The 19,408-nt window shown below is 68.2% G+C and carries 18 protein-coding genes; 9 read left to right on the forward strand and 9 right to left on the reverse strand.

Features of this window, described 5'->3' with window-relative positions; genetic code table 11:
* Positions 1-259: 259 nt before the first annotated feature.
* From JNW98_RS26030 to JNW98_RS26040, 3 genes are all read right to left on the reverse strand, one after another.
* Positions 260-562: a hypothetical protein gene (locus JNW98_RS26030; RefSeq protein WP_223770734.1), complete on the reverse strand. Its 303-nt coding sequence runs from the start codon at positions 560-562 to the stop codon at positions 260-262.
* Positions 563-621: 59 nt separating this feature from the next.
* The gene (locus JNW98_RS26035; protein ID WP_223770735.1) at positions 622-2,358 is read right to left on the reverse strand and encodes a S1 family peptidase; all 1,737 of its coding nucleotides are present in this window, start codon (positions 2,356-2,358) and stop codon (positions 622-624) included.
* A 70-nt stretch (positions 2,359-2,428) separates the two neighbouring features.
* Entirely contained in the window at positions 2,429-2,917 is a 489-nt protein-coding gene (locus JNW98_RS26040; RefSeq protein WP_223770736.1) for a hypothetical protein, read from the reverse strand.
* A gap of 409 nt (positions 2,918-3,326) precedes the next feature.
* Between JNW98_RS26040 and JNW98_RS36300 the strand changes: the two genes are divergently transcribed.
* The 6 genes from JNW98_RS36300 (at position 3,327) to JNW98_RS26070 (ending at position 9,920) form a co-directional block, all read left to right on the forward strand.
* Positions 3,327-3,578, forward strand: coding sequence for a hypothetical protein (locus JNW98_RS36300; RefSeq protein ID WP_263421228.1), 252 nt, complete (start codon positions 3,327-3,329; stop codon positions 3,576-3,578).
* A 2-nt stretch (positions 3,579-3,580) separates the two neighbouring features.
* Positions 3,581-6,814: a colicin E3/pyocin S6 family cytotoxin gene (locus JNW98_RS36305; protein ID WP_263421223.1), complete on the forward strand. Its 3,234-nt coding sequence runs from the start codon at positions 3,581-3,583 to the stop codon at positions 6,812-6,814.
* A complete protein-coding gene (locus tag JNW98_RS26055) occupies positions 6,811-7,041 on the forward strand; it encodes a DUF7683 domain-containing protein (protein ID WP_223770737.1) in 231 nt (76 codons plus the stop codon). Before JNW98_RS36305 ends, JNW98_RS26055 begins: the two co-directional genes overlap by 4 nt.
* A gap of 925 nt (positions 7,042-7,966) precedes the next feature.
* Entirely contained in the window at positions 7,967-8,719 is a 753-nt protein-coding gene (locus tag JNW98_RS26060; RefSeq protein WP_223770738.1) for an STM4013/SEN3800 family hydrolase, read from the forward strand.
* Between the two features lie 11 nt (positions 8,720-8,730).
* A complete protein-coding gene (locus JNW98_RS26065) occupies positions 8,731-9,171 on the forward strand; it encodes an NUDIX hydrolase (RefSeq protein ID WP_223770739.1) in 441 nt (146 codons plus the stop codon).
* A gap of 290 nt (positions 9,172-9,461) precedes the next feature.
* The gene (locus tag JNW98_RS26070; protein WP_223770740.1) at positions 9,462-9,920 is read left to right on the forward strand and encodes an HIT family protein; all 459 of its coding nucleotides are present in this window, start codon (positions 9,462-9,464) and stop codon (positions 9,918-9,920) included.
* Here the strand turns inward: JNW98_RS26070 and JNW98_RS26075 are convergent.
* Complete coding sequence (locus JNW98_RS26075; RefSeq protein WP_223770741.1) at positions 9,912-10,946, reverse strand: site-specific integrase; 1,035 nt, start codon at positions 10,944-10,946, stop codon at positions 9,912-9,914. The genes JNW98_RS26070 and JNW98_RS26075 overlap by 9 nt on opposite strands.
* A 323-nt stretch (positions 10,947-11,269) precedes the next feature.
* On the opposite strand from JNW98_RS26075, the gene JNW98_RS26080 reads away from it, so the two are divergent.
* Entirely contained in the window at positions 11,270-11,638 is a 369-nt protein-coding gene (locus JNW98_RS26080) for a hypothetical protein (RefSeq protein ID WP_223770742.1), read from the forward strand.
* Between the two features lie 150 nt (positions 11,639-11,788).
* On the opposite strand, the gene JNW98_RS26085 is transcribed toward JNW98_RS26080, so the two are convergent.
* The 5 genes from JNW98_RS26085 to JNW98_RS36310 form a co-directional block, all read right to left on the reverse strand.
* Positions 11,789-13,057 (reverse strand): aminotransferase class V-fold PLP-dependent enzyme, encoded by a 1,269-nt coding sequence (locus JNW98_RS26085; RefSeq protein WP_223770743.1) that lies wholly within the window; start codon positions 13,055-13,057, stop codon positions 11,789-11,791.
* A 92-nt stretch (positions 13,058-13,149) separates the two neighbouring features.
* Positions 13,150-13,983, reverse strand: a complete 834-nt coding sequence (locus JNW98_RS26090) for a class I SAM-dependent methyltransferase (RefSeq protein ID WP_223770744.1) — start codon at positions 13,981-13,983, stop codon at positions 13,150-13,152.
* Between the two features lie 12 nt (positions 13,984-13,995).
* On the reverse strand, positions 13,996-15,267 hold the full coding sequence (locus JNW98_RS26095) for a glycosyltransferase family 4 protein (protein ID WP_223770745.1): 1,272 nt from the start codon (positions 15,265-15,267) through the stop codon (positions 13,996-13,998).
* Positions 15,268-15,287: 20 nt separating this feature from the next.
* Complete coding sequence (locus JNW98_RS26100) at positions 15,288-16,379, reverse strand: NAD-dependent epimerase/dehydratase family protein (protein ID WP_308015666.1); 1,092 nt, start codon at positions 16,377-16,379, stop codon at positions 15,288-15,290.
* A gap of 9 nt (positions 16,380-16,388) precedes the next feature.
* Positions 16,389-16,511, reverse strand: a complete 123-nt coding sequence (locus JNW98_RS36310) for a hypothetical protein (protein WP_263421226.1) — start codon at positions 16,509-16,511, stop codon at positions 16,389-16,391.
* A 982-nt stretch (positions 16,512-17,493) separates the two neighbouring features.
* Here JNW98_RS36310 and JNW98_RS26105 point away from each other — a divergent pair.
* Positions 17,494-18,609, forward strand: coding sequence for a tyrosine-type recombinase/integrase (locus JNW98_RS26105; RefSeq protein ID WP_223770747.1), 1,116 nt, complete (start codon positions 17,494-17,496; stop codon positions 18,607-18,609).
* Positions 18,610-19,018: 409 nt separating this feature from the next.
* On the forward strand, positions 19,019-19,408 hold a 390-nt coding region (locus JNW98_RS26110), incomplete at its 3' end, for a hypothetical protein (RefSeq protein ID WP_223770748.1).

A 19,408-nucleotide genomic window follows, 5' to 3' on the forward strand; every position in this document is an offset into this window, starting at 1 on the left:
AGCGCTGAAAGAGCTCACTGAGCCCTTTCCTCAGAGCCCTCGAGGCGGGTGACCGGTCACCGCCGGGAGGGTCGCGGGCGGTCGCCTGGCGGGACCGCGCAGCCGCGCCTTCTCCCAGGCCAGGCGGTCCTTGTGGCGTAAGGACGGCCCGGGCACACGACGGCGCAGCACCCCGGGACGCGTCGGCACGTCCCGGCTGTGTCGTGGCCCCTGGGCTGGCTTGGACGGCCGTGCGCTGTCCCTGCGCGCGGGCTGGTGGTTACGTGGACACCTTGTGCACCCACAGGATCAGGTTGACCAGTGCACCCATCCCGAAGAACCAGCCGAGGATGGTGTAGAACCAGCCCGTCACCTGGTGCAGCCGGCGGGGAGCGGGCGGTGCTACCAGCCGGTCTCCGGCTCGCATGGTGGTGGTCGGGTGCAGCAGGTGGCGGCCGGTGCGGCGCTGGGTGCGTCCGCTCCAGAGGAGGAGGGCTGCTCCTACTGTGGTGAAGGCGGTGAGCTTGAGGTGGTGGGTTGCGGTGTACGTCTGGGCGACGGCAGCAGCGAGGTGTGGGTGCACAGGGGGGCCTTGTTGCGGTGAGGACGTGTGAGCACGCGGTGTCGGCGGGCCGGCGCCCGTCATTGTGCGCTTTCCGGGTGTGGCGGGCTGGGCAGGGCCAGGTGGTGGTTGCCGGGTGGCCGGCCTGCGTGACGGTGTGCCGCAGGCCGGCCAGAGGGCTGGTCACCGCCCCAGTGTGGGGGTGACTGGCTTGTCACTGCCTTGAGGTCGTCAGCTGACGAGTTCGACGGCGGCGTGGGTGCCGTCGTTGTCGACGTTGGTGTACATGCCGACGTTGCCGTTGTTCCAGCTGATGAGAACGTCGTTGATGCGGTCGTTGTCGGCGGTGAAGGCGCCGGTGGACAGCAGGTGGGCGTTCTCCAGGAGGAGCCGGCCTCGCGGATGCGGGTGCGGCCATGGTAGCCCTTGGCGTCGACGCCGGGGAAGATGCTCGTCTCGCCGCTGTTCCAGCGGATGAGCAGGTCGTCGGTCTTCTTGCCGGTGAACTGCCCGGAGCTGACCTGCGCGGCGCCACTCCAGGCCTTGTCGGCCTTGGACAGCTGGGTGTGGGCGGTGAGCTTCTTGGAGTCGACGTCGGCGAACATCGCGGTCGAGCCGTCGGCCCACACCACGATCAGGTCGTCACGGCGGGCATTGGGGGTGTAGCGGCCGACGGCGAGCTTGCGTGCGTTGAGCCAGGTCTTGTTCGGCTCGCGGAGCTTCTTCTCGTCGTGGGTGCCCTTGGTGTCGAGGTGGGCGTATTCGGTGACCTCGCCGTCCTTCCAGTACACGGCCAGGCCGTCGGTGCTGCTTCCGGTGAAGCTGCCGCCGGCGACACCGCGGGCGTACTTCCAGTCGCTGCCCGCCTTGGCGATCTTGTGTTCGGTGACGAAGGCGGCCTTGGGGTCGGTGCTCTCCGAGCCCTCGAAGATGCTGGCGGAGGCGTCCTTCCAGACTACGAAGAGGTCCATGTGCCGCTTGCCGCCCGGGGCGGCGGTGAAGTGGCCGGAGGCGAGGTAGGCGGCGTTCTTCCAGTTGGCCCGGCCCAGCACGCCGCGGTAGGCCACGGACTTCACCCAGGCGGCGACGTCGTCGACGCGGCTGGTGACGGCGTCCTTGCGGGTCTCGCTCGCATCGGTGCCGAAGCAGCCTCCCTGCCAGGAGCGGCTGTTGACGCCCACGACCTCGTAGCGACCACCGATGTCCCTGAAGGCCGGCCCGCCGGTGTCTCCCTGGCAGACGGCGGCGTCCGGCGTCTTGCCCGTCAGCGTCGCGGTAGCTCCCTGCACCTGGCCAACGGCGAAACCGGCGGCGTGCAGCCGGTCCGGGACCCACTCGTCCTTCGTCCGCCCGTACCCGGCGACCCGCAGCTCCTCGCCTTCGAGAGGTGCGTGGGAGGTGATGTCGGCGGGGGTGATGCCGGTGACCGGGGCGGCGAGACGGGCCATGACCAGGTCGCGGTCGCTGCGAGGAACGAGCTCGACGACGTCGGTGGTCGTGCCGCCGCCGTGGGCGAGGTCGGTGCGGCCGATGGTGGCGGTGGTCTTCCGCTGCGGCGCGCCCGCGGGGACCTTGAGGCTCTGGGCGGGGTTGTCGGCGAAGCAGCTGGCCGCGGTGAGCAGCCACTGCTTTTCCACCAGGGCGGCGGTGCAGCTGCGTTCGCCGCCGATGTCGAGTTTGGCGACGAAGGTGTAGGAGCCGCCCTTGAGGGCGTCTCCGACGACGGCGTGGGCGGGGGCGGTGCTCAGCAGGCCGGCGGTGACGGCGGTGGTCAGGAGGCTGGTGGCCCACGCGGCGCGCGGACGGGAGGCAGGCATGGTCGTTCCTTTATGCGGGGGCCTGTCCGGCAGACGGCCGGCAGGAGGGCAGGGCAGAGGGAGTTGTGGGTCAGCCGGTGACGCGGAGCTTGACCAGGACGGTCGGCTTGCCGGGCGGGTTGGCGCTCTCGCCGACGCCTTCGGCGCCGTTCTTCGCCACGTTGACGGTCTGGGTCTTGCCCTCGGAGGTGAGGTTGGCCTGGACGGCGTACTCGCCGGTCATGATGGAGAAGACCTTGGGGATCTCCAGTTCCAGGAACCCGGTCTTGCCGGTGCCGGTGACTTTGAAGCAGTACTGCCCTTCCGCGGTCTGACGTGTCATGACCCGGATGTCCTGGGCGGTGTTGCAGTCCGCCAGGAGGATGTGCCCGTCTCCCTTGTGGAGCGCGATGCCCTTCTCCTTGAGGATCTGCGCCGCGTTCGGGTACTCGAAGGTCTCCACTGCGAACGGCGGGGTGGCGGGGTCCGTGCCGGGGTCGGCCGCAGCAGGGCCCAGAGTGCCGGCGGCCACGGCGATCGTGGCTGTCGAAATGGCGCTGGCCCGCAGAGCTCTGCGCATGCGAAGCATCACTGGAATTTCCTTTTATGGTTCAACGAAAAATGAGCTGTTATGCAATGGGGTAATTCCGCCCCGGGGAAACTGTCATCCCCGAAGGCTGGGCCTGACACCCCCTCGGCTCCCGATTGCTTGCGCCTCACGCAAAGTAATTTCACATGCCACGCGTAGGCAACTTGCTCACCCTGTGTGGCGCTGGCAGGCCGTCCTGACCTGCCCTCACCTGGCCATATAGTGGCTTGGGTTCCCTCCGAGGGTCGACCGCCGAGCCTATATGCTGGCCCCTCCGAAGCCCCAAGAGGGAAACTTGCAGAAAGCATCTACTTTAGTGAGAGACAAACAGAGAAGAGCTGGCGTCGCCTTTCCGCCGGCTCTGAGAGTCCTGAGCGCAGGGCTGTTGCCTATGACGCTGATGGCCGCCCTGATCCAAGCAAAACCCGCTCAGGCCGCCGGAACACCGGCTCAAAGCGGAGATGGACCCACCAGCACGATCCCCGCTACGGACCGCGGTCGCATCCTGCAACTGTGGATCGACGGCGGCCCGGCCACCAAAGCAGCCGCCGAAGCGGCGCTGACAGGCACAGATGACGACGCGCCTTCCTGGCCAGCGAGAAGGACATCGCTGAGCTTCACGATGAACGGATCGCAACCGCACAGCTGTTGAACTTGGGCGGCAGCGGACTTCGCGAGACAGCGCAGAAGGCGCTCACCGGCTCGCGGGAAGACCTGCGCAACTTCCTCAAGGACGGCTGGAAGTCTCCGCTGGAGCAGGACCAGCGCGTGCGGGTCGCCCAGATCATCAGCGCGGGCGGTCCCGGCGTCCGAGAAGCAGGCGGGAAGGCCCTCAAGGGATCGATCCAGGACGTTCGAGCGTTCCTCACCGACGGCCAGTTCACCGCACGCGATGCCGACGACCGCGTCCGGCTCGTGCAGATCATGAGTGCTGGCGGCCCAGCCACCAAGGCAGCTGCAAAAAACGCCTTGAACGGCTCCATCGAGGACGTCCGCGACTTCCTCACCATCGGCCAGTACACCGCCCGAAACCGTGATCAGGAGCGGGCGAGCATCTCCCAGCTGGCCGAGCAGGCCAAGGAAGCCGGCGAAGAAGCCAAGCGCCAGACCGACGCGGCGAAGGAAGCCTCCGCCCGGGCCGTACAGGCGTCCAAGCTCGCCAAGGACGAAGCCAAGAAGGCGGCCGCGGAGACCGAAGCCGCCCGCAAGGACGGACAGCGCGCAGCCAACGCGGCAGGACGGGCCGCCGAAGCTGCCTCTGGCGCCGCCGATGCCGCCAAGGAAGCCATCGCCGCAGCCCAGGCCGCCAACTACGCGGCCCGCATCGCCTCCGCCGCCGCCCAAGCCGCTGCCGCGGCAGCGGCAGCGGCAGCCGCCGAAGCTGCATCGCGCGCCCGCAACGCCGCCGCGAACGCCGCGATCAACGCCAAGGACGCGGCGAGCGCACGCAAGGCAGCTGACCAGGCCCGCAACGCGGCCAAGGCCGCCAGGACCTCCGGAGATGCCGCCAACCAGGCCGCCACCGCCGCCGAAGCCGCTGAACGGGCTGCCGCCGAAGCCGAGAACGCCGGCGACAACGCCAACGCCGCCGCCGACGCCTCCAACGAAGCAGGGGGCTACGCCGATGCCTCCAGCGCACAGGCGCAACGCGCCAAGCAGTGGGCCCAGACGGCGAAGTCTCATGCCCAGGAAGCGACTCGCGCCGCCAAGGCATCGCGCGCCCTGGCCAGAGAGTCTGCCGCAGCCGCCCGCGAAGCACGTGACGCTGCGAACTCCTCAGCTCAGCACGCAGACGAGGCGGCCAAGGCTGCCGACGAGGCGGCCAAGCACGCGGGCCAGGCGCACCAAGCGGCCAAGGAGTCGACTGGCCACGCCAAGGCAGCCAAAACCGCCGCTGACCAGGCCACGCACGCGGTCGACCAGGCCAACAAGATCCAGGCGATCACCCGCAGAATCGAAACAGAAGAACTCGCCAACCGGACGGCATCCGCTCTTCAGCTGGCCCGGCAGCTGAAGAGGAGCGACGACGAGCGCAAGGCTGCCCTGGCCGGTAGGGCGGACGACGCCCAGAAGCTCAAAGAGGAAGCAGCCAAGCTCGTCAAGGAAGTCACCGACTCTGGGTCCTCTGCCAAGGGTGCGGCCGTCAAGGGCCGGCGGATCGCCTTGCTTGACCTGAAGACCGGCGGCCCCTGGAGCTGCACAGCAGCAAAGAGTGCCCTGAGCGGTGACGACGAGGGCGTCGTCGACTACCTCCGCACCGGGCGGCAGCAGGCCGCCGAGCGGGACGAACGCACCGATGTAGAAGCCCTGGCGGACGAATCTTCATCCGGCGACGTCAGGACAGCAGCGCGCAAGGTCCTCGAGGGCGACGGGCAGAAGGTCCACGCATTTCTGGCAACGGGAGTCCACGAAGCCGCTGCCAACGACTACCGCGTCCTCATTTCCCAGACGCTGAACACTGCCGGGCCTGGAGTCAAGGAAGCGGCCAAAGCAGCCCTCCAGGACAACAGCGTGCAGGCCCTCCGACAGTTCCTCACCACCACGCAGTACACAGCTCGCACCGCTGATGAACAAGTCGAGGCGAGCCGATTGCTGAACAGCAGCGGCGCCGAACTCAAAGAGGCCGCCAGGGTCGCCCTGGAGAGCTCCCCCCAGCAGCTCCACCTGTTTCTCACCGTCGGGCAGTACCAGGCGCGGCGCAAGGACCTCCTGACCTCTATACACGTCTCCGACGTCCAGCACCTGATCGCTGGAGCGGCAAGCGTGGCCCAGCAAGCCCAGAAGAACGCAGCCGACGCCGCCCACACCGCAGCACTGGCTCGCAGGGCCGACACCGAAGCCGCCACATGGGCGGCTAAAGCCCGCGAAGCGTCCGACAAGGCGAAGAAATACGCAGCCGACGCCGCCAAGGCAGCTAAGAGCGCCGAAGATTCCGCAGCGCAGGCCAGAGAATCCGCTCGCACAGCAGAAAAGGCTGAGCAGCAAGCGACACAAGCCGCAGCTCGAGCCCTTGAGGCGGCGACGCGTGCCGAGGGCTCTGCCGCCTGGGCTCGGGACCGGGCAGCCAGAGCCCAGGAATCCGCAAACAAGGCGCGCGACTCCGCACTTTCTGCCGGTAAAGACAAGGCGGCGGCAACCAAGGCTGCCAACGAAGCGTACGCGGCCGAAATCGCTGCAGAGAAAAAAGAAGAAAAGGAGTGGGAGGAAACCGAAGCGCGCTGGCGGCAAGCGCCCGACCCGGAAGACGAAGAAGAAACCGGGGGTCACAAGAGCAGCATTTTCCCGGACTGGATGGTCTCCGGATACCACACAATCGCCAACGGTGCTGAAACCGTAGGCAGGTACGGCAAAGCTATCCTCTTCAACCAAGAGGTCTGGGCCGGAGGTCTGGAGTCAGCCGCCGGCGTCGGCCTCATGTTCCTCGGTGTAGGCGGGGACGCAGGCGGCGGGCTCCTGTGCGCCACCTGGATCGGATGCTTCGCCGGAGCACCGGCGATCGCCATTGCAACAGGCATCGTTACTACTGGCGGCTTCATTGCCGCCGACGGGGCGAACCGCATGGGCAGCGGAATCTACAACGCCCTCCGGGAAGCCCAAGGTAACAGCAGGGGAGCGTCCGGCGGTGACTCGGATCTCGGCTATCATCCCGCACCCGACTACCTGCCCGCCTTCCCTAAAGCCACCAAGGCCAAACCGAAGACGCCCCTGCAAGGTGGCGGCGGCCTGCGTAGACGCTGGAAAGACCCCAAGGGAAAGATCTACGAGTGGGATCAGCAGCACGGGAATGTGGAGGTTTACAACAAGAATGGCAAGCACCTAGGCGAGTATGATCCAAATACCGGGGAGCAGACCAAGCCTGCCAACAAATCGCGTAAGGTTCAAAAATGAAGTATCTCGTCACGGCGTACGATAAAAAATCCGAAGAATTTGCGGGAGAAGCGACGCTTTCTGGGGTCTCCCCTGAATTTCTCGCCGACCTCGTCGGGGTGCCGGTCGGTCAGCTCCTCAACGCATACCCTCTCGACGAGTCTCGTCTGATGAAAATCGCAGAAAAGATCGACTTGAAGTGGGATGTAGGCGCGTGCGACTATTTCCTGGAAGTCGTCGGCGAGTAACCGCAAGACGTTAACAAGATATTCGCGCCGGGCTGAGAAAACCCGAGAAGTATAGAGGCGGCTGCTCTTAACAAGGCGGCCGCCTCTTGCTGCGCACAATGATGTCACTTTATTGAAGGCGCGGCACTGCTGGACACTTTCCTCCCCCGCGCATCCGGCGCCAGCTGGTCGGCTCCTCCCTGGCTCCCTCGGAGCCGCCCGGATGGTCCGTGGGGACCCGGCAGGACGACGACCGCTGCGGGCCCGCGCCAGGGCGAGCTGATGCGGGCGACGCGGGGCGCCGTCGTAGGAGACGTTGGGGGACGCACTCGACGCAGGAAGCGCGGCGCGAGAGTGCCCAGCGAGTGGCGCGGGCCGCTGCAGCGCCGCGGTCTGCCGTTCGTAGGCCGCCGCGCCAGCCGGATCCCGCTCCGCGCCGGTGGGCTTGGCGGCCAGGTGCGCGGCGAAGGCGCGGCGGTAGCTGGCCGAAGCGGACTCCCGGGTCTTCACCGGCCCAGCGGGCACGGCGGCGCCGGCGCAGCAGGGCGCGTGAGGTCCCCCGCCGGTGTCGTGCCGGGCGGAAGGATGCGCAGCGCCCGGCGCCTGCGACGGCATCGTCTTCGCTCGTGACCCGGCCCGCTTCGACTTGTTGAACGACCCGGCCTGCTCCGGGAGCACTTCACGGCGGCGCTCGGCGAGCAGGCGGTCGCCGGATGACCGGCCCGCAGCCGCGGGTGCCCACCGAGCCGGGTGCCCACCGGTTCGGTGGGCACCCGCGCACCCTGGCCGCCCTTGGCGCCGCGGCCCGGCAGCGTGGTCATCACCCCGTACGGCACTGCAGACCCCGCACCGCTCCGCTCCGCTCCCTTCGCGGAGGAGTCACAGCCGTCACACTGCGGGAGCGCACTTCTTACAGCGCACGTAGTTTCGGCCGCCCTTGGGCCCGGTGTGTTCGACGACCCAGGCCCTCGCCTCCTCGGCCGTCTACGACGAGGGCCTCACCCCGCACCTGGCCGCCCTCCTGCCCGAGGGCGGCCGGCAGCGCCGGCAGACCCCCGGCACGTTCACCCTCCCCGCTCACATGGCGTTCTTCTCCGGCTTCCTGCCCAAGCTGCCCCAGCCCAAGCAGCCGCCCCGCCTGTGGGAGTGCCGGCCGCCCGCCTTCAAGACCGTGCCGCCCCAGACGTTCCAGTTCGACGCCCCCAGCCTCCTGGCCGGCCTCGGCCAGCACGGCTACCGCACCTTCTGCGTAGGCGGAGTGACCTACTTCTCCCGCGAGACCCCGCTCGGCAGCGTGCTGCCCGACATGTTCGACGAGGACCACTGGCGGCCCGAGTTCTGCTCGCCCGAGATCGACTCCACCCGCCACCAGGTGGACCAGGCACTCGACCTCGCCGACCAGCACCGCGGCCGGCCGCTGCTGCTGTTCGTCAACGTCTCCGCCACCCACGTCCCCCACGGCCACTACCTCGGCCAGGCGGCCGACACCACCGCATCCCAGCGGGCCTCGCTCACCTACGCCGACGAACACCTCGCCCGCCTGATCACCACCCTGACCGCAACGGACCGCTGGCTGGTCATCATGTGCGCCGACCACGGCGACGCCTACGGAGACGACGGCTACCACGGCCGGGGCATCGCCCACCCCGTCGTGATGAATGTTCCCTATGTCGCCACCGTGCTCGAAGGGCGCCGCTAGGCTCCCTCGTCATGAGCGATGAGGTTTCCCGGCGAGGCCCGGCCCGGGACGCCGCTGTGGTGGTGGCCCGCGACGGCCAGAGCCTCGTCGCCATTCTGACCGCCGACTTCCCCCGCCACGGCGGCGAATTCCTGTTCCTGCCCGGCGGGCGGCGCGAGGACGGCGAGAGCCCCCAACAGTGCGCACAGCGAGAGCTCCAGGAAGAAACCGGCATCACCGCCAGGCGGTGGCAGCCGCTGGGCGCGTACGCCATCACCCTGGAGTCCACCGCCCGTATCCATCTCTTCCAGGCCCGGGACCTCACCCTCGGCCCGCAGCAGCTCACGCCCACCGAGGAGGACTTCAAGCTCTCCTGGTGGCCCATGGCGGACGCCATCACCGCAGCCACCGAAGGCCGTTTCCTCCTCCCGGCCGGCCCTCTCGCCCTGCTGCTGGCCGAACGCGCCGGATAACGCCCCACGCGCTCGCCCGGCACGGCCCGTTGTCGTACCCCGCCGCCATCATCAAGCGCATGGACGACACCCGCGGCCTTACCGCACCCAGCGACCGGCAGATTCCCGCGTGGGCCCACGCCGTCGGACCCGGCTGGGCACCCCTGCTCGACCAGCTTCACCGTGATCTGATCGCTCTCGATCCCGGGCTTGGGACTGGTAGGCCCGCATGTTGAGGTGTCGCGTATTCGCCGGTCTTGCCATTGCTCCGGCTACTCTTCGTAGCTATGGCGTCGGGAGGGGAGCCAGTCGTGGGCATTGGGGACTGCGTGTTCTGCGCCATCGCTCAGGGAGAAGCGGAGGCCAGTGTTGTCCATGAGGACGAGACAGTGCTGGCGTTCATGGATCTTCAACCTGTGACTCCTGGCCATCTTCTGGTCGTTCCCAGGACCCACGCAGTCGGATTGGAAGACCTGGATGTCCGGACTGGGGCGAGGATCTGGGAGGTAGCACACCGTCTTGGGCGGGCACTGCGTCGCTCGGGTCTCCGTTGCGAGGGCGTCAACCTGTTCCTGGCTGACGGCGAGGCCGCCTTCCAGGAGGTCTTCCATGTGCACCTTCATGTCTTTCCGCGGTTCGCGGATGATGGGTTTCGGTTGGATGCCGAGTGGCGAGTGCGTGAGCGCAGTGAGCTCGACGCCACTGCAACAGCCGTGCGTGGAGGGCTGTCCCAAATCCGCGATGGCGTCTTCGGAGCGGGTTCATCGTGAGCGTGAGCGGCCGCCGGGGGCGGATCGGCTCCAGGTGCCGCCGGCTTCGGTGACCAGCCTTGTGGCGGTCTTGTCGTGGTAGCCGAGGGCCTTGGCGATGACGGGGGCCGGGGCTTGGAGGACGAGGTGGCGGATCGATGAGGTCCGGGCCCGCTGGAGAGGAACACCGAGCTCGCGCAGTCCCTCCCGCAGGGTGCCCGGGTGCATCGGCTGGTTCGCCCGGCAACCTGGGAAAAGCCAGCGGGAGCCAGCGTTCACTGCCGGGGTTCTGCCGGGCAGGGCCGTCATGTAGCCCAGCAGCAGGGTCGCGACCGGTTCGGGGACCGGCGAGGGAGGGTCACCGAGCCGCAGCAGAACGTGGGCGTCGTCGCGAAGGACGTCATCGGTGGTCAGACGGACGATCCGGCTCACCGGTTGAGCGAAGAGGAGGACCAGACAGGCGGCGATCCGGACGCGTGGGTCGCTGCTGCCGTCGGCAAGCACCCGTCGCAGGGTGGCGAATCGTTGATGCTGGCCGGGGGGATGCGGGTTCGTCGTCGGCCTGTTCGGGAGGGACAGGCGGGGCATGCGGCGGGTGTCCATGCACCATCGCAGGAATGCCTGAGCCGGTCGCCGGGTGGCGTACTTCTCCGCATGGCAGGCATCGAGGTCGGTCTGAGTGGCCGCATCCAGAGCGACGCCGCGTTCGGCGAGCCACTGGAGGAAGGCTGCGGCCTGGGTGACCTGCTGTCGGCACTCCTGCGTCGTTCTGGCGCCCAAGGAGTGTTCGCGGGCTTTGGTCCGGAGCTTGCGGAGCTGGTGCCAGTGCGCGAAGTGCTGGAGGAGCCGGGCATGTTCGGGGCTCTCGGTGGAGCCGAGGCGTTCGGCGAGCCACCGCTCGAAGAGCAGGAGCCAGCGGTCGAAGCGGGGAAGGATGCCGCTGTCCATCAGCAGGTCGCGGAGGTAGGCGACGGTCCGCCAGTTCGGGAGGCCCTGGAGGGCTTCGTGGGTGAGCGGGACGTGTCGGCCGTGTTCTCGTGGGCTCACCGTGCGCCCCCCCCGCAGCCACCGCGCGCAGCATCCCGCGACCCTCCCAGCCGGTGTGATCGGCGCCTTCGTACCCCCTGTTCCCGGGCGCAGCCCCCTCGTATGCGGCTCCCCGCCGTCTTGGGACGGAACCCGGCACCGACAGTCGGCCCGCCGTCGGGATTACCCGTCCGGAAATGCCTGGCAGGCGGCCAACGAGTGGCCACAGTTGAGGAGTTGGCCGCACTGGATTGTCAGTGCCCCTCGCTACCGTCGAATGTTGCGCCGAGGAACACCCGGCCCCGCCTGGGGGCATTGCCCCCTTTCACCGCCGAGGACCGCCCGTGACCTACGTACGCCCCCACTTCCGCCGTGACGGCACCTACGTCAAAGGCCACAACCGCCGCACCCGGCCGCGCACCGCACAGCCCCGTACGGCACCCCGACGCGCCACCCCGCGGCCCAGCCCGGTCCCCGCCGGACCGACCACCTACGTCCGCCCCTACTACCGCGCCGACGGCACCCGCGTCCGCGGGCACCGCCGGTCCATCAGCCCGCGCACCGTCGCCGTGGCCGCTGGCACCGGCGGGGGCTTCCTCCTGCTGCTCCTGATACTGCTGGCCCTGGCCGGCGGACCGGGGACCAGCAGCAAGACACCGGCCGACACCAGGCCGTCGCCTTCGGCATCAGCCCCGGCCGCCCACCACCGGTAGGTCTCACCCGCACGAGAAGGGGGCCCGTCAGATCTGACGGGCCCCCTGACGGCCGGCGTGAGGCGCGTGGTAAGCGTCTGGGACATGGCGGTATCGGGCGGTTCCGCACGCCACCGAAGTCGGGGACGGGGCACCTGTGCTCATCCTGATTCAGGAAATCGTCCGCTGGTGGCCGATGGTCTTCTCAAGGGCGGTGATCGCCCGGTCGATGTCGTCGACTGTGTTCAGTATGCCCGGGGCGAACCGGACGGCACTGCTGCGATATGGCGTCTGGCCGGCCATGACCCGCTCTTCCTCGAGCCCGGCTACGATCTCCGCCGGGTCTCGCCCGACGACGTCGAAGCACGTCATCCCCGATCGCAGTGATCGCTCTGCCGGGGTTCGTATCACCACGCCGTCCACTGCCGCCAGGCGTTCCCAGCAGTAGGTGTTCAGATCGGCTATGCGAGCCGCCACCTCGCTCTTCCCCAGACCCAGCTGGAAATCGAAGGCCTCGGCGAGCGCCCAACGGTGTTCGTAGGCCGGGAAACCTCCGGGGGTACAGAACCGGGCCCGTGGCGCTTGTGTCTCGGGTACCCCGCCCAGGTACCAGGGCCAGAACACTTCGACATCGAACGAGGTGATGATGGGATCGACGGCCTCCCAACCCTTCTCGCTGCCCCAGACCACTCCTGTGCCACGGGGCCCGAAGAGCCACTTGTGGCAGCCTGCGGCCAGGAAGTCACAGCCGAGTTCTCCGATGGTGAAGTCCTCCACGCCAAGGGCGTGGACAGCGTCGACGCAGACGAGGATCTGCCGGTTTCGGGGACGGCCGGCGTTGACGGCGGCGACAGCCGAGCCGATCCGGGCCAGGGGGAGCTTGACTCCGGTACCGGAGTGCACCCACGTGAGGGCGAGAACGCGGGTGTCCTCGCGCAGTTCTCGGGTGATCGTGGCCACGATCTCATCGTCGGTCGCACTCGGCGCGTGGGTGTAGAGACTGATCCGGCGGTGCCGGGCTCCGCTCGATGCGGCCTTGAAGCGCAGCAGTTCCGAGGCCGCGTAGTGCTCGTGTTCGGTGCTGAGGATCTCGTCGTCCGGTGTGAGTCGCATCCCTGTGAAGATCACGGCCATTCCCGCCGTGGTGCTCTCGGTGAGAGCGATGGAGTCGGGGTCGGCGCCCAGATACGCGCCGGCCCGCTCCAGCACGCGGCGGACGTGTTCGTCGCGTTGATGGAAGTGCTGGGCGGGGTTGCGGTCCAGCGCGCGGCGGTGCCGTGCGATCGCCACGCGTACGGGACGGGGGTGGGGGGCCAGCATGGACAGGGCCAGGTGGACGTAGCTCGGATCGAGGTCGAACTGTCGGCGAGCCCAGTCCCAGGGGTAGGCGTTGGAAGAAGCCGAAACAGGCGGGGCCGGGCGGGGGCTTGCGGGCGTCATCGCTTCCTTCCGTCAGGGGATGTGCGGGGAGGTTGGGGCCGGTATGTCCGAGCAGTCCGGCTGTCGTGTGGGGGTCCTGCCTGCGGTGGCGGCTACGGCCGGTGGGCGAGGAGGTAGAGGATCGGAACGCGGAGCACGAGTTTGTCCGGGGCTTCGCTGCGAGCCCGTGCCTCAGCCACGATCTCCTCCTCCGCGAGGCGTCTTTCCGCCGCCGGGATGCGTTCCCACAGGGCGCGCATCCCGTGGGTCCAGGTCCACCGCAGGAAGTGCTCGGCGGAGGCCGCGGTGATGAGGGTGGACTCTTCCACGGCCTTGATGTCCTGGAAACCGGCGGCTGCCAGCTGGGAGCGGGCCAAGGCCGTCCCTCCGAATGCCGGCGCGTTCGGGTACACGGTGCTTCCCGTGTCGTGGCCGGCGGACAGCCGAGCGACGGAGTGCAGGCCGAAGACCCGCGTCTGCGGATGGTCGACGGTGGTGGGAGCGGACAGGGCCAGCCGCCCGCCCGGGCGCAGCAGCCGGTGGTAGGCGCGGTAGGCGGCGGGGAGATCGCTGAGCATGTGCACGCTCATGCCGCCGGTCACCGCGTCGAAGCCGGCCGGGCAGAAGGACGGGGTTTGTCCGTCCATGACGACCGCGTCGGCCTGCCGCAGTCCGCGGGCGTGTGCGTCGCGGCGTACGGCCGCCACCATGGCGAAGGAGAGGTCGATGCCGATGGCGCGTCCGCTGGGGCCTGTCGCCCGTGCTGCGGGCAGCAAGACGGCTCCCCGGCCGCAGCCGACGTCCAAGACGGCGTCTCCCGGTCTGATGTCCGTGAGCTCCACCAGCCGTTCGCCGACCGGCCCGAAGAACTCCACCCCGGTTCGGTCGTAGTCCTCGGCCACGGTATCGAACACGTCACGGATGTCCGACTGAGGCTCAGCCCTCATCTTCGCCTCCTGTCAGACCCGGTGGTCGACGGCGTCCATGACGCCGAAGATCTCGTGGTGCAGGTCCCGCAGGAGTTCCTCCTCGCCGGCCGAGCCGCGGCCGACGAGGCCGAGGCGGCTCGCCTTGGCGAGCAGATCCTCCGATTCCCGCAGGTCGTAGTGGTGCAGGATTGCGCGGACGACGTCGGGATATCGGTCGATGTCGATCGGGTGGGGCCCTGGGGGCGGCGCCGTCGTCCTGCCGAGTGCCGCCATCTCCTCGACGACGCCGGGCAGGGTTTTCATCGTCTTTTCGTAGGTGGCCCATTCGGGGGCACGGATGTCCGAGGGCGGCTGTCCAAGAACACGCCGGCAGACGGTGACGAAGTCCTCTTCGCGCATCCGGGCGAATTCATAGGGATTCCCGGCGGCGTGCGTGAGGTACTCGACGTCGACGAGGCCGCCGTTGGTGTCATCGATGTAGTAGGGGAAGCCGTCCCATCGGGGCACGACCGAGGGCACTCCGCAGGCGAGTGCCTCCAGGGGGGACTTGCCGTAGGTCTCGAAGATGCTGGTCGCCCCGGACACGAAGAGGTCCGCCGCCCCGTAGAGGAGGGCGGTGCGTTCCTTCTCCAGCCGGTGGAAGAGGACGACATCGCGCATCCGTGGCGCGAGCCGGTTGAAGTAGGGAGGGTCGATGTGCGTCGCCGACATGGCGAGCAGGACTTCGGGGTGCTCACGACGTAGCCGTTCGTAGCCGCTGAGCAGGGGCTCCAGGCCCTTGTCGTTCATGAAGCGGCCGGTGTAGAGCAGGATCGTGTGGTCGTGGGACAGGCCCAGGGCCGTGCGGCATTCGCTCTGGTCCGCCTTACGGTAGATGTTCTTGATGCCGAAGGTGCAGATACCGTCCGCCCGGATCCCCGTGATGTGCTCGTAGGCGCGCTTGGCGTGCTCCGAGCCGCAGATGACGCGGTCGCCGGGGTGTGGGTGCTCGGCCACCAGGAGGAAGTACAGAAGGAGATCGATCGGGTAGGGGTTGGTGTGCGGGATCATCAGTGCGGGGCACCGGTAGCCGTCGCGCCGCATGAAGTACAGCAGCGGAAGGGACTCGACGTACTCCGCGACGACGAGGTCGATCGAGGAGAGGTCGCACGATGCCTTCAGCCGCCGGTAGATCTCCTGGAACCGGTCGTAGGTGTGCTCCTCCGCGGGCAGTGGCCGGATCCGGAAGAGGCTGGTGTCCGCTGCCGTGCAGAAGTGGCGTACGTCCTCGGCCGAGTCGCTCAGAGCGAGGATCCTGGGCATCGTGCTCCCTCCCCCGGGTGTCAGCTGGCGGACAGCGTCTCGAAGTACATCTGCGCGCTGCCCATGTGCGACCACTGCTGGGCGGCCTGGGCCGTGCGCGCCGCTTCGGCGACCCGCCGGACGCCCTCGCGCACGTCGACCTCGTGCCGGAAGCCGAGGACCTCGGTGGCACGGCGGATGTCGGCCCACAGCCGCTGGGCGTAGATCGCGATGGGGACGTCGATGTATTCGGGCTTGACCTCCTTGCCCAGTTCCTCGGCGACCATGGTGAGGACCTGGTTGAAGGTGGTCTCGATGCCGGTGCCGACGTTGAACTCCTGGGTGGTCAGCTCCCTCTCTAGGGCCGTCTGGAAGGCTCGTGCGGCGTCCTCGACGTAGATGAAGTCGCGGGTCTGGGTGCCGTCGCCCCACACCACGGGCGTGATGTCGTTGAGCACGGCCCAGACGAACAGGGAGATGACGTTGGCGTAGCCGCCCTTGCTGAACTCGTCGTGGCCGTAGACGCTGAAGGGGCGCATGCCGAGGGCGACGATCCCGTACCGCTCGGAGTACTGCCGAGCCACTTCCTCGTTCCACTTCTTGGAGAGCGCCTTGAGGTCCGGCGGGTTGAGCTTCATTCCTTCGACGTAGGGCACGGGGTTGCCTTCGTACACGGCGCTGGTGCTCGCGTAGACGACCTTGCCGATGTCGTTCCTGCGCATGGACTCCAGCAGGTTGAGGAAGCCGTGGGTGGTCACCGAGGCCCCGTCGACCGGGTCCTCCTCGTACATGAGGAAGGACGACGGCGCGGCGAGGTGCACGACGGCGTCCTTTCCCTTCATCACCTGGTTCAGCAGGTCGAAGTGTCGGGTGTCTCCCGTGACCCATTCGACGTGGTCGCGGATGTCGTCGGGTATGTGCTGCCATCCGCCGATTTTGAAGTTGTCCAGCGAGGTGATTCTGTAGCCGTCTTTCAGCATGGACCGGATCATGTTCCGACCGATGAATCCGGCGCCTCCAGTGACCAGAATGCTTTGGGACGTCATACTTCTCCTCACTCTCCGGTGACACGTTTCTGGCGGCAGTTCTCGGCGCGGTGCAGCCGCCGCGATGCGGCGGCTGCACCGGTTCATCAGGAGCGGTCAGGCGATCGGGACCAGCCGGTAGTCGGCGTCGTGTCCGTCGTTGTCCGCCGCCGGCGCCCAGCCGGTCCTCTCAGGCATCCACGCGGTTGCCGCGGGGGCCCAGCCGGTGCGTTCGGGCATCCACGCGGTGCCTACAGGAGCCCAACTCGTACGTTCGGGCATCCACGCGTTCTGCATGGCCTCTCCAATTCTCGGGGGAGGGAGAGTCGTCCCTGGTGCGAATGTGCGCGACCACCTGCCACGGGGCCATCCCATGGGCAGATGGAAGCGGTCCCAGGGATTAATCGAGGGCCGGGGTGCCGATCACCCCGAACACCCTTCCCCGTGGAAATTTGCACCTCGATCCGGACATCAGGCTGCTCCGGCCGGTCGAGCAAGTCAATGTAAGGTGCAGTCTTTTGAGTCACTGTGGATGTTGTAGATGTGACCTCGAGTAAGAGTCGTGACGCCAGAGGTAGCCAGCGTCCCCATCTAGCAGCGACTTTCAACTATGACCGGCGCGTTCCGGTTGGCGCGATATCACGCCCGGCATCAAATGAGCGCTTCACCGCGCGCAGTCGCTCGACAAAACTTCGCATATTCCCTGCGACAGCTCGCCTCCCTTCATGCCGGGCCGGCGACGCATCGGCCCGGCTCTTTCCCGCGTCGAATCGAGAAGCGTTGAGAGCAGACCAGGAGCACGAGCAACGCAAGCCGCCCATGGCTGACGGCGAGCCGGGCGCCGGTGCCATCGCCTTCGCCGGTCTTGTCGGCACGACGAGCTAGTACTACGGGTTCTCCAGCTACAGCCTCGTTGCGGAGAGCATCGAGCCTGTCTCTCCGGTTCTCCTCACACTGCTACGCATGGCACAAGGCGCCGCACTCGGCGGAGAAGGGATGGGTGCCGTGGTCCTCGCGGTAGAGCACGCCCCACCGCGGCGCCGCGTTCTCTAAGGGTTCGCTGGTCGTGTCGTGACGTTGTGGAAGTGCCCTTCGTTGAGCCGTCGTGGGCGGTTCTCAAGGGGTGTGGCTCTGCGGTGGATCGTTGCGATCGACTCGTGGAGTGTGGGTACAAGTGCGTGCATTTCCTGTACGGATGCCGTCCGGGGTCCGGTACTGGACCGTGGTTGATGACGATCTGGTGGTCGTCAAGGAGGCGGATCGCTTCCTGAGGGATGTCCGGCTTGCGCAGGGACGGGCGGAGACGACGACCAAGGCGTACGCCGAGGGGGTCTCCCTGTTCCTGCGCTGGAGCTCGCGCACCGGGCGGGACTGGCGGGCCGCCGCTCGGGACATGGGGCTGTTCATGGTCTGGCTGCGGTGGACGCCCGGGAACGGGGGCCAGCGGCGGACCGTGATCCCGGGCCCCGGGTCCAGGCCGGTACGCGGTGACTCCCGGATCAACAAGGTACTCACCGCAGTCCGGATGTTCCTGAGTCACGCCACGGTGAACAGGACGGTCCCGGGCTGGGGGTTGGAACAGGTCTATGAACTCGGGGATGTTCGTGATCTGCCCGCAGAGGCCCGCGGAGAGGACGGCGGGATGCGCGTCCGGCTGCGGGCCCGCCACCGGCTCCAGGAGCCGGAGACCGACATCGACCGGGCGAGCAACGAGGAGATCGTCGCCATGTTCCTCGCCTGCCAGTCCGCCCGCGACCGGCTGACCGTCCTGTTGATCTCGCGGGTGGGGCTGCGGCCGGGACAGGCCACGGGCCTGCACCGGACCGATCCGCATCTGATGATGGACTCCCGCCCGCTCGGGTGCGATGCCGAGGGCGCCCACCTGCACGTCATCCGGCGGCAGAACGAGAACAACGCCTGGTCGAAGTCGAAGAAGTCGTGGGTCATGCCCGTGGACTTCCTGGTGGTGCAGGGCTTCGACCAGTACGCGCTGGAACGCCATGACCGGCTCGGGCCCGGCGGCAGCGACTTCCTCCTCGTCAACCTGTTCCGCCCGCCCTTCGGGGCGCCGATCACCCCGGCCGCGATCGGGGAGCTGTTCGAAGCCCTCTCGCGGCGGGCCGGTCTCGACCGGCTGATCACTCCGCGCATGGGCCGGCACGCGATGGCCAGCAACGTCGCCGACGCGGGCGGGCGGCTCGACGAGGTCCAGGCCCTGCTCGGGCACAAGCACGCCGGGTCGGCCCGCCCCTACCTGCACCCGAAGGAATCCCGCCTGCGTGACGCCGTCGACCGGGTGCCCTCTCCGCGGGCGATCGAGAGGGAGGTCGGCCGGTGACCGCTCTGATCGCGCGGGCGGTCCCGGACGCTCAGGACGACGACGCGTCGAGGCTCATGGCCGCCGTCAGCCCCGATTTCCTTCAGCTCATGGGCTGGGACCCGGAGATCCGGCTGCTCGTGTTCCCTCCGCAGCACCTGCTGCTCGGCGGTCGGCAATGCCCGCTGGAGGGATGCCAGAAGATGGTCTTCCGGACCTGCAACCAGGGGCTTTGCGAGGGATGCGGACGCCGGATGAGGCTCAGCGGCCTGAGCCTGGAGGAGTTCTTCGCCGCGACGAAGAAGCGGCTCTGGAGAGGCATCGGCGTCCGGAACTGCCGGGTCCCGACTGCGCCCGGCCCTGGAAGACCTCGCTCCAGCCGCTCTGCATCACGCACCTGCACCAGCAGCAGAAGCAGTTCCGTCTCCCCATGGAGGAGTTCCTCCGGCTGCCGGGGCTCCGGCCGCTGCCCAGCTTCGGCCCCTGCCAGGTCGCCTCATGCCCGCGGGACCGCGAGGGCACGAGCAAGTTCTACTGCCAGGCTCACAACCAGCGCCGGGCCTACGAGCTGCGCCGAGGCAGCACGCTCGACGAGGAGACCTGGCGGCTGACCACCTCGGCGATCGCCCAGTCAGGAGTGATCAGCCTGCGGGGACTCGCGGACCGGGTGGTCGGCGAGGTGCTGTTCGGGATGCAGGAGTGCAACGCGGAAGGCATCCGCCAGAAGGACTTCATGATCCGGCCGCTCTGCGATCTGGCCCGCACCCGGCAGGCCGCCTCTCTGGAGGATCTCGACCAGCAGGAGATGTCGCGCAACACC

The sequence above is a fragment of the Streptomyces huiliensis genome, assembly GCF_020037025.1.
GTDB classification, from domain to species: Bacteria; Actinomycetota; Actinomycetes; order Streptomycetales; family Streptomycetaceae; genus Streptomyces; species Streptomyces huiliensis.

What these genes read in the sequence shown, in the direction of transcription:
- JNW98_RS26055 (WP_223770737.1), top strand. Translation starts at nt 6,811, where the DNA reads ATGAAGTATCTCGTCACGGCGTACGATAAAAAATCCGAAGAATTTGCG.
- JNW98_RS26095 (WP_223770745.1), bottom strand. Translation starts at nt 15,267, where the DNA reads ATGCCCAGGATCCTCGCTCTGAGCGACTCGGCCGAGGACGTACGCCAC.
- JNW98_RS36300 (WP_263421228.1), top strand. Translation starts at nt 3,327, where the DNA reads ATGGCCGCCCTGATCCAAGCAAAACCCGCTCAGGCCGCCGGAACACCG.
- JNW98_RS36310 (WP_263421226.1), bottom strand. Translation starts at nt 16,511, where the DNA reads ATGCCCGAACGCACCGGCTGGGCCCCCGCGGCAACCGCGTGGATGCCT.
- JNW98_RS26035 (WP_223770735.1), bottom strand. Translation starts at nt 2,358, where the DNA reads ATGCCTGCCTCCCGTCCGCGCGCCGCGTGGGCCACCAGCCTCCTGACC.
- JNW98_RS26040 (WP_223770736.1), bottom strand. Translation starts at nt 2,917, where the DNA reads ATGCGCAGAGCTCTGCGGGCCAGCGCCATTTCGACAGCCACGATCGCC.
- JNW98_RS26100 (WP_308015666.1), bottom strand. Translation starts at nt 16,379, where the DNA reads ATGAACCGGTGCAGCCGCCGCATCGCGGCGGCTGCACCGCGCCGAGAA.
- JNW98_RS26090 (WP_223770744.1), bottom strand. Translation starts at nt 13,983, where the DNA reads ATGAGGGCTGAGCCTCAGTCGGACATCCGTGACGTGTTCGATACCGTG.
- JNW98_RS26085 (WP_223770743.1), bottom strand. Translation starts at nt 13,057, where the DNA reads ATGACGCCCGCAAGCCCCCGCCCGGCCCCGCCTGTTTCGGCTTCTTCC.
- JNW98_RS26065 (WP_223770739.1), top strand. Translation starts at nt 8,731, where the DNA reads ATGAGCGATGAGGTTTCCCGGCGAGGCCCGGCCCGGGACGCCGCTGTG.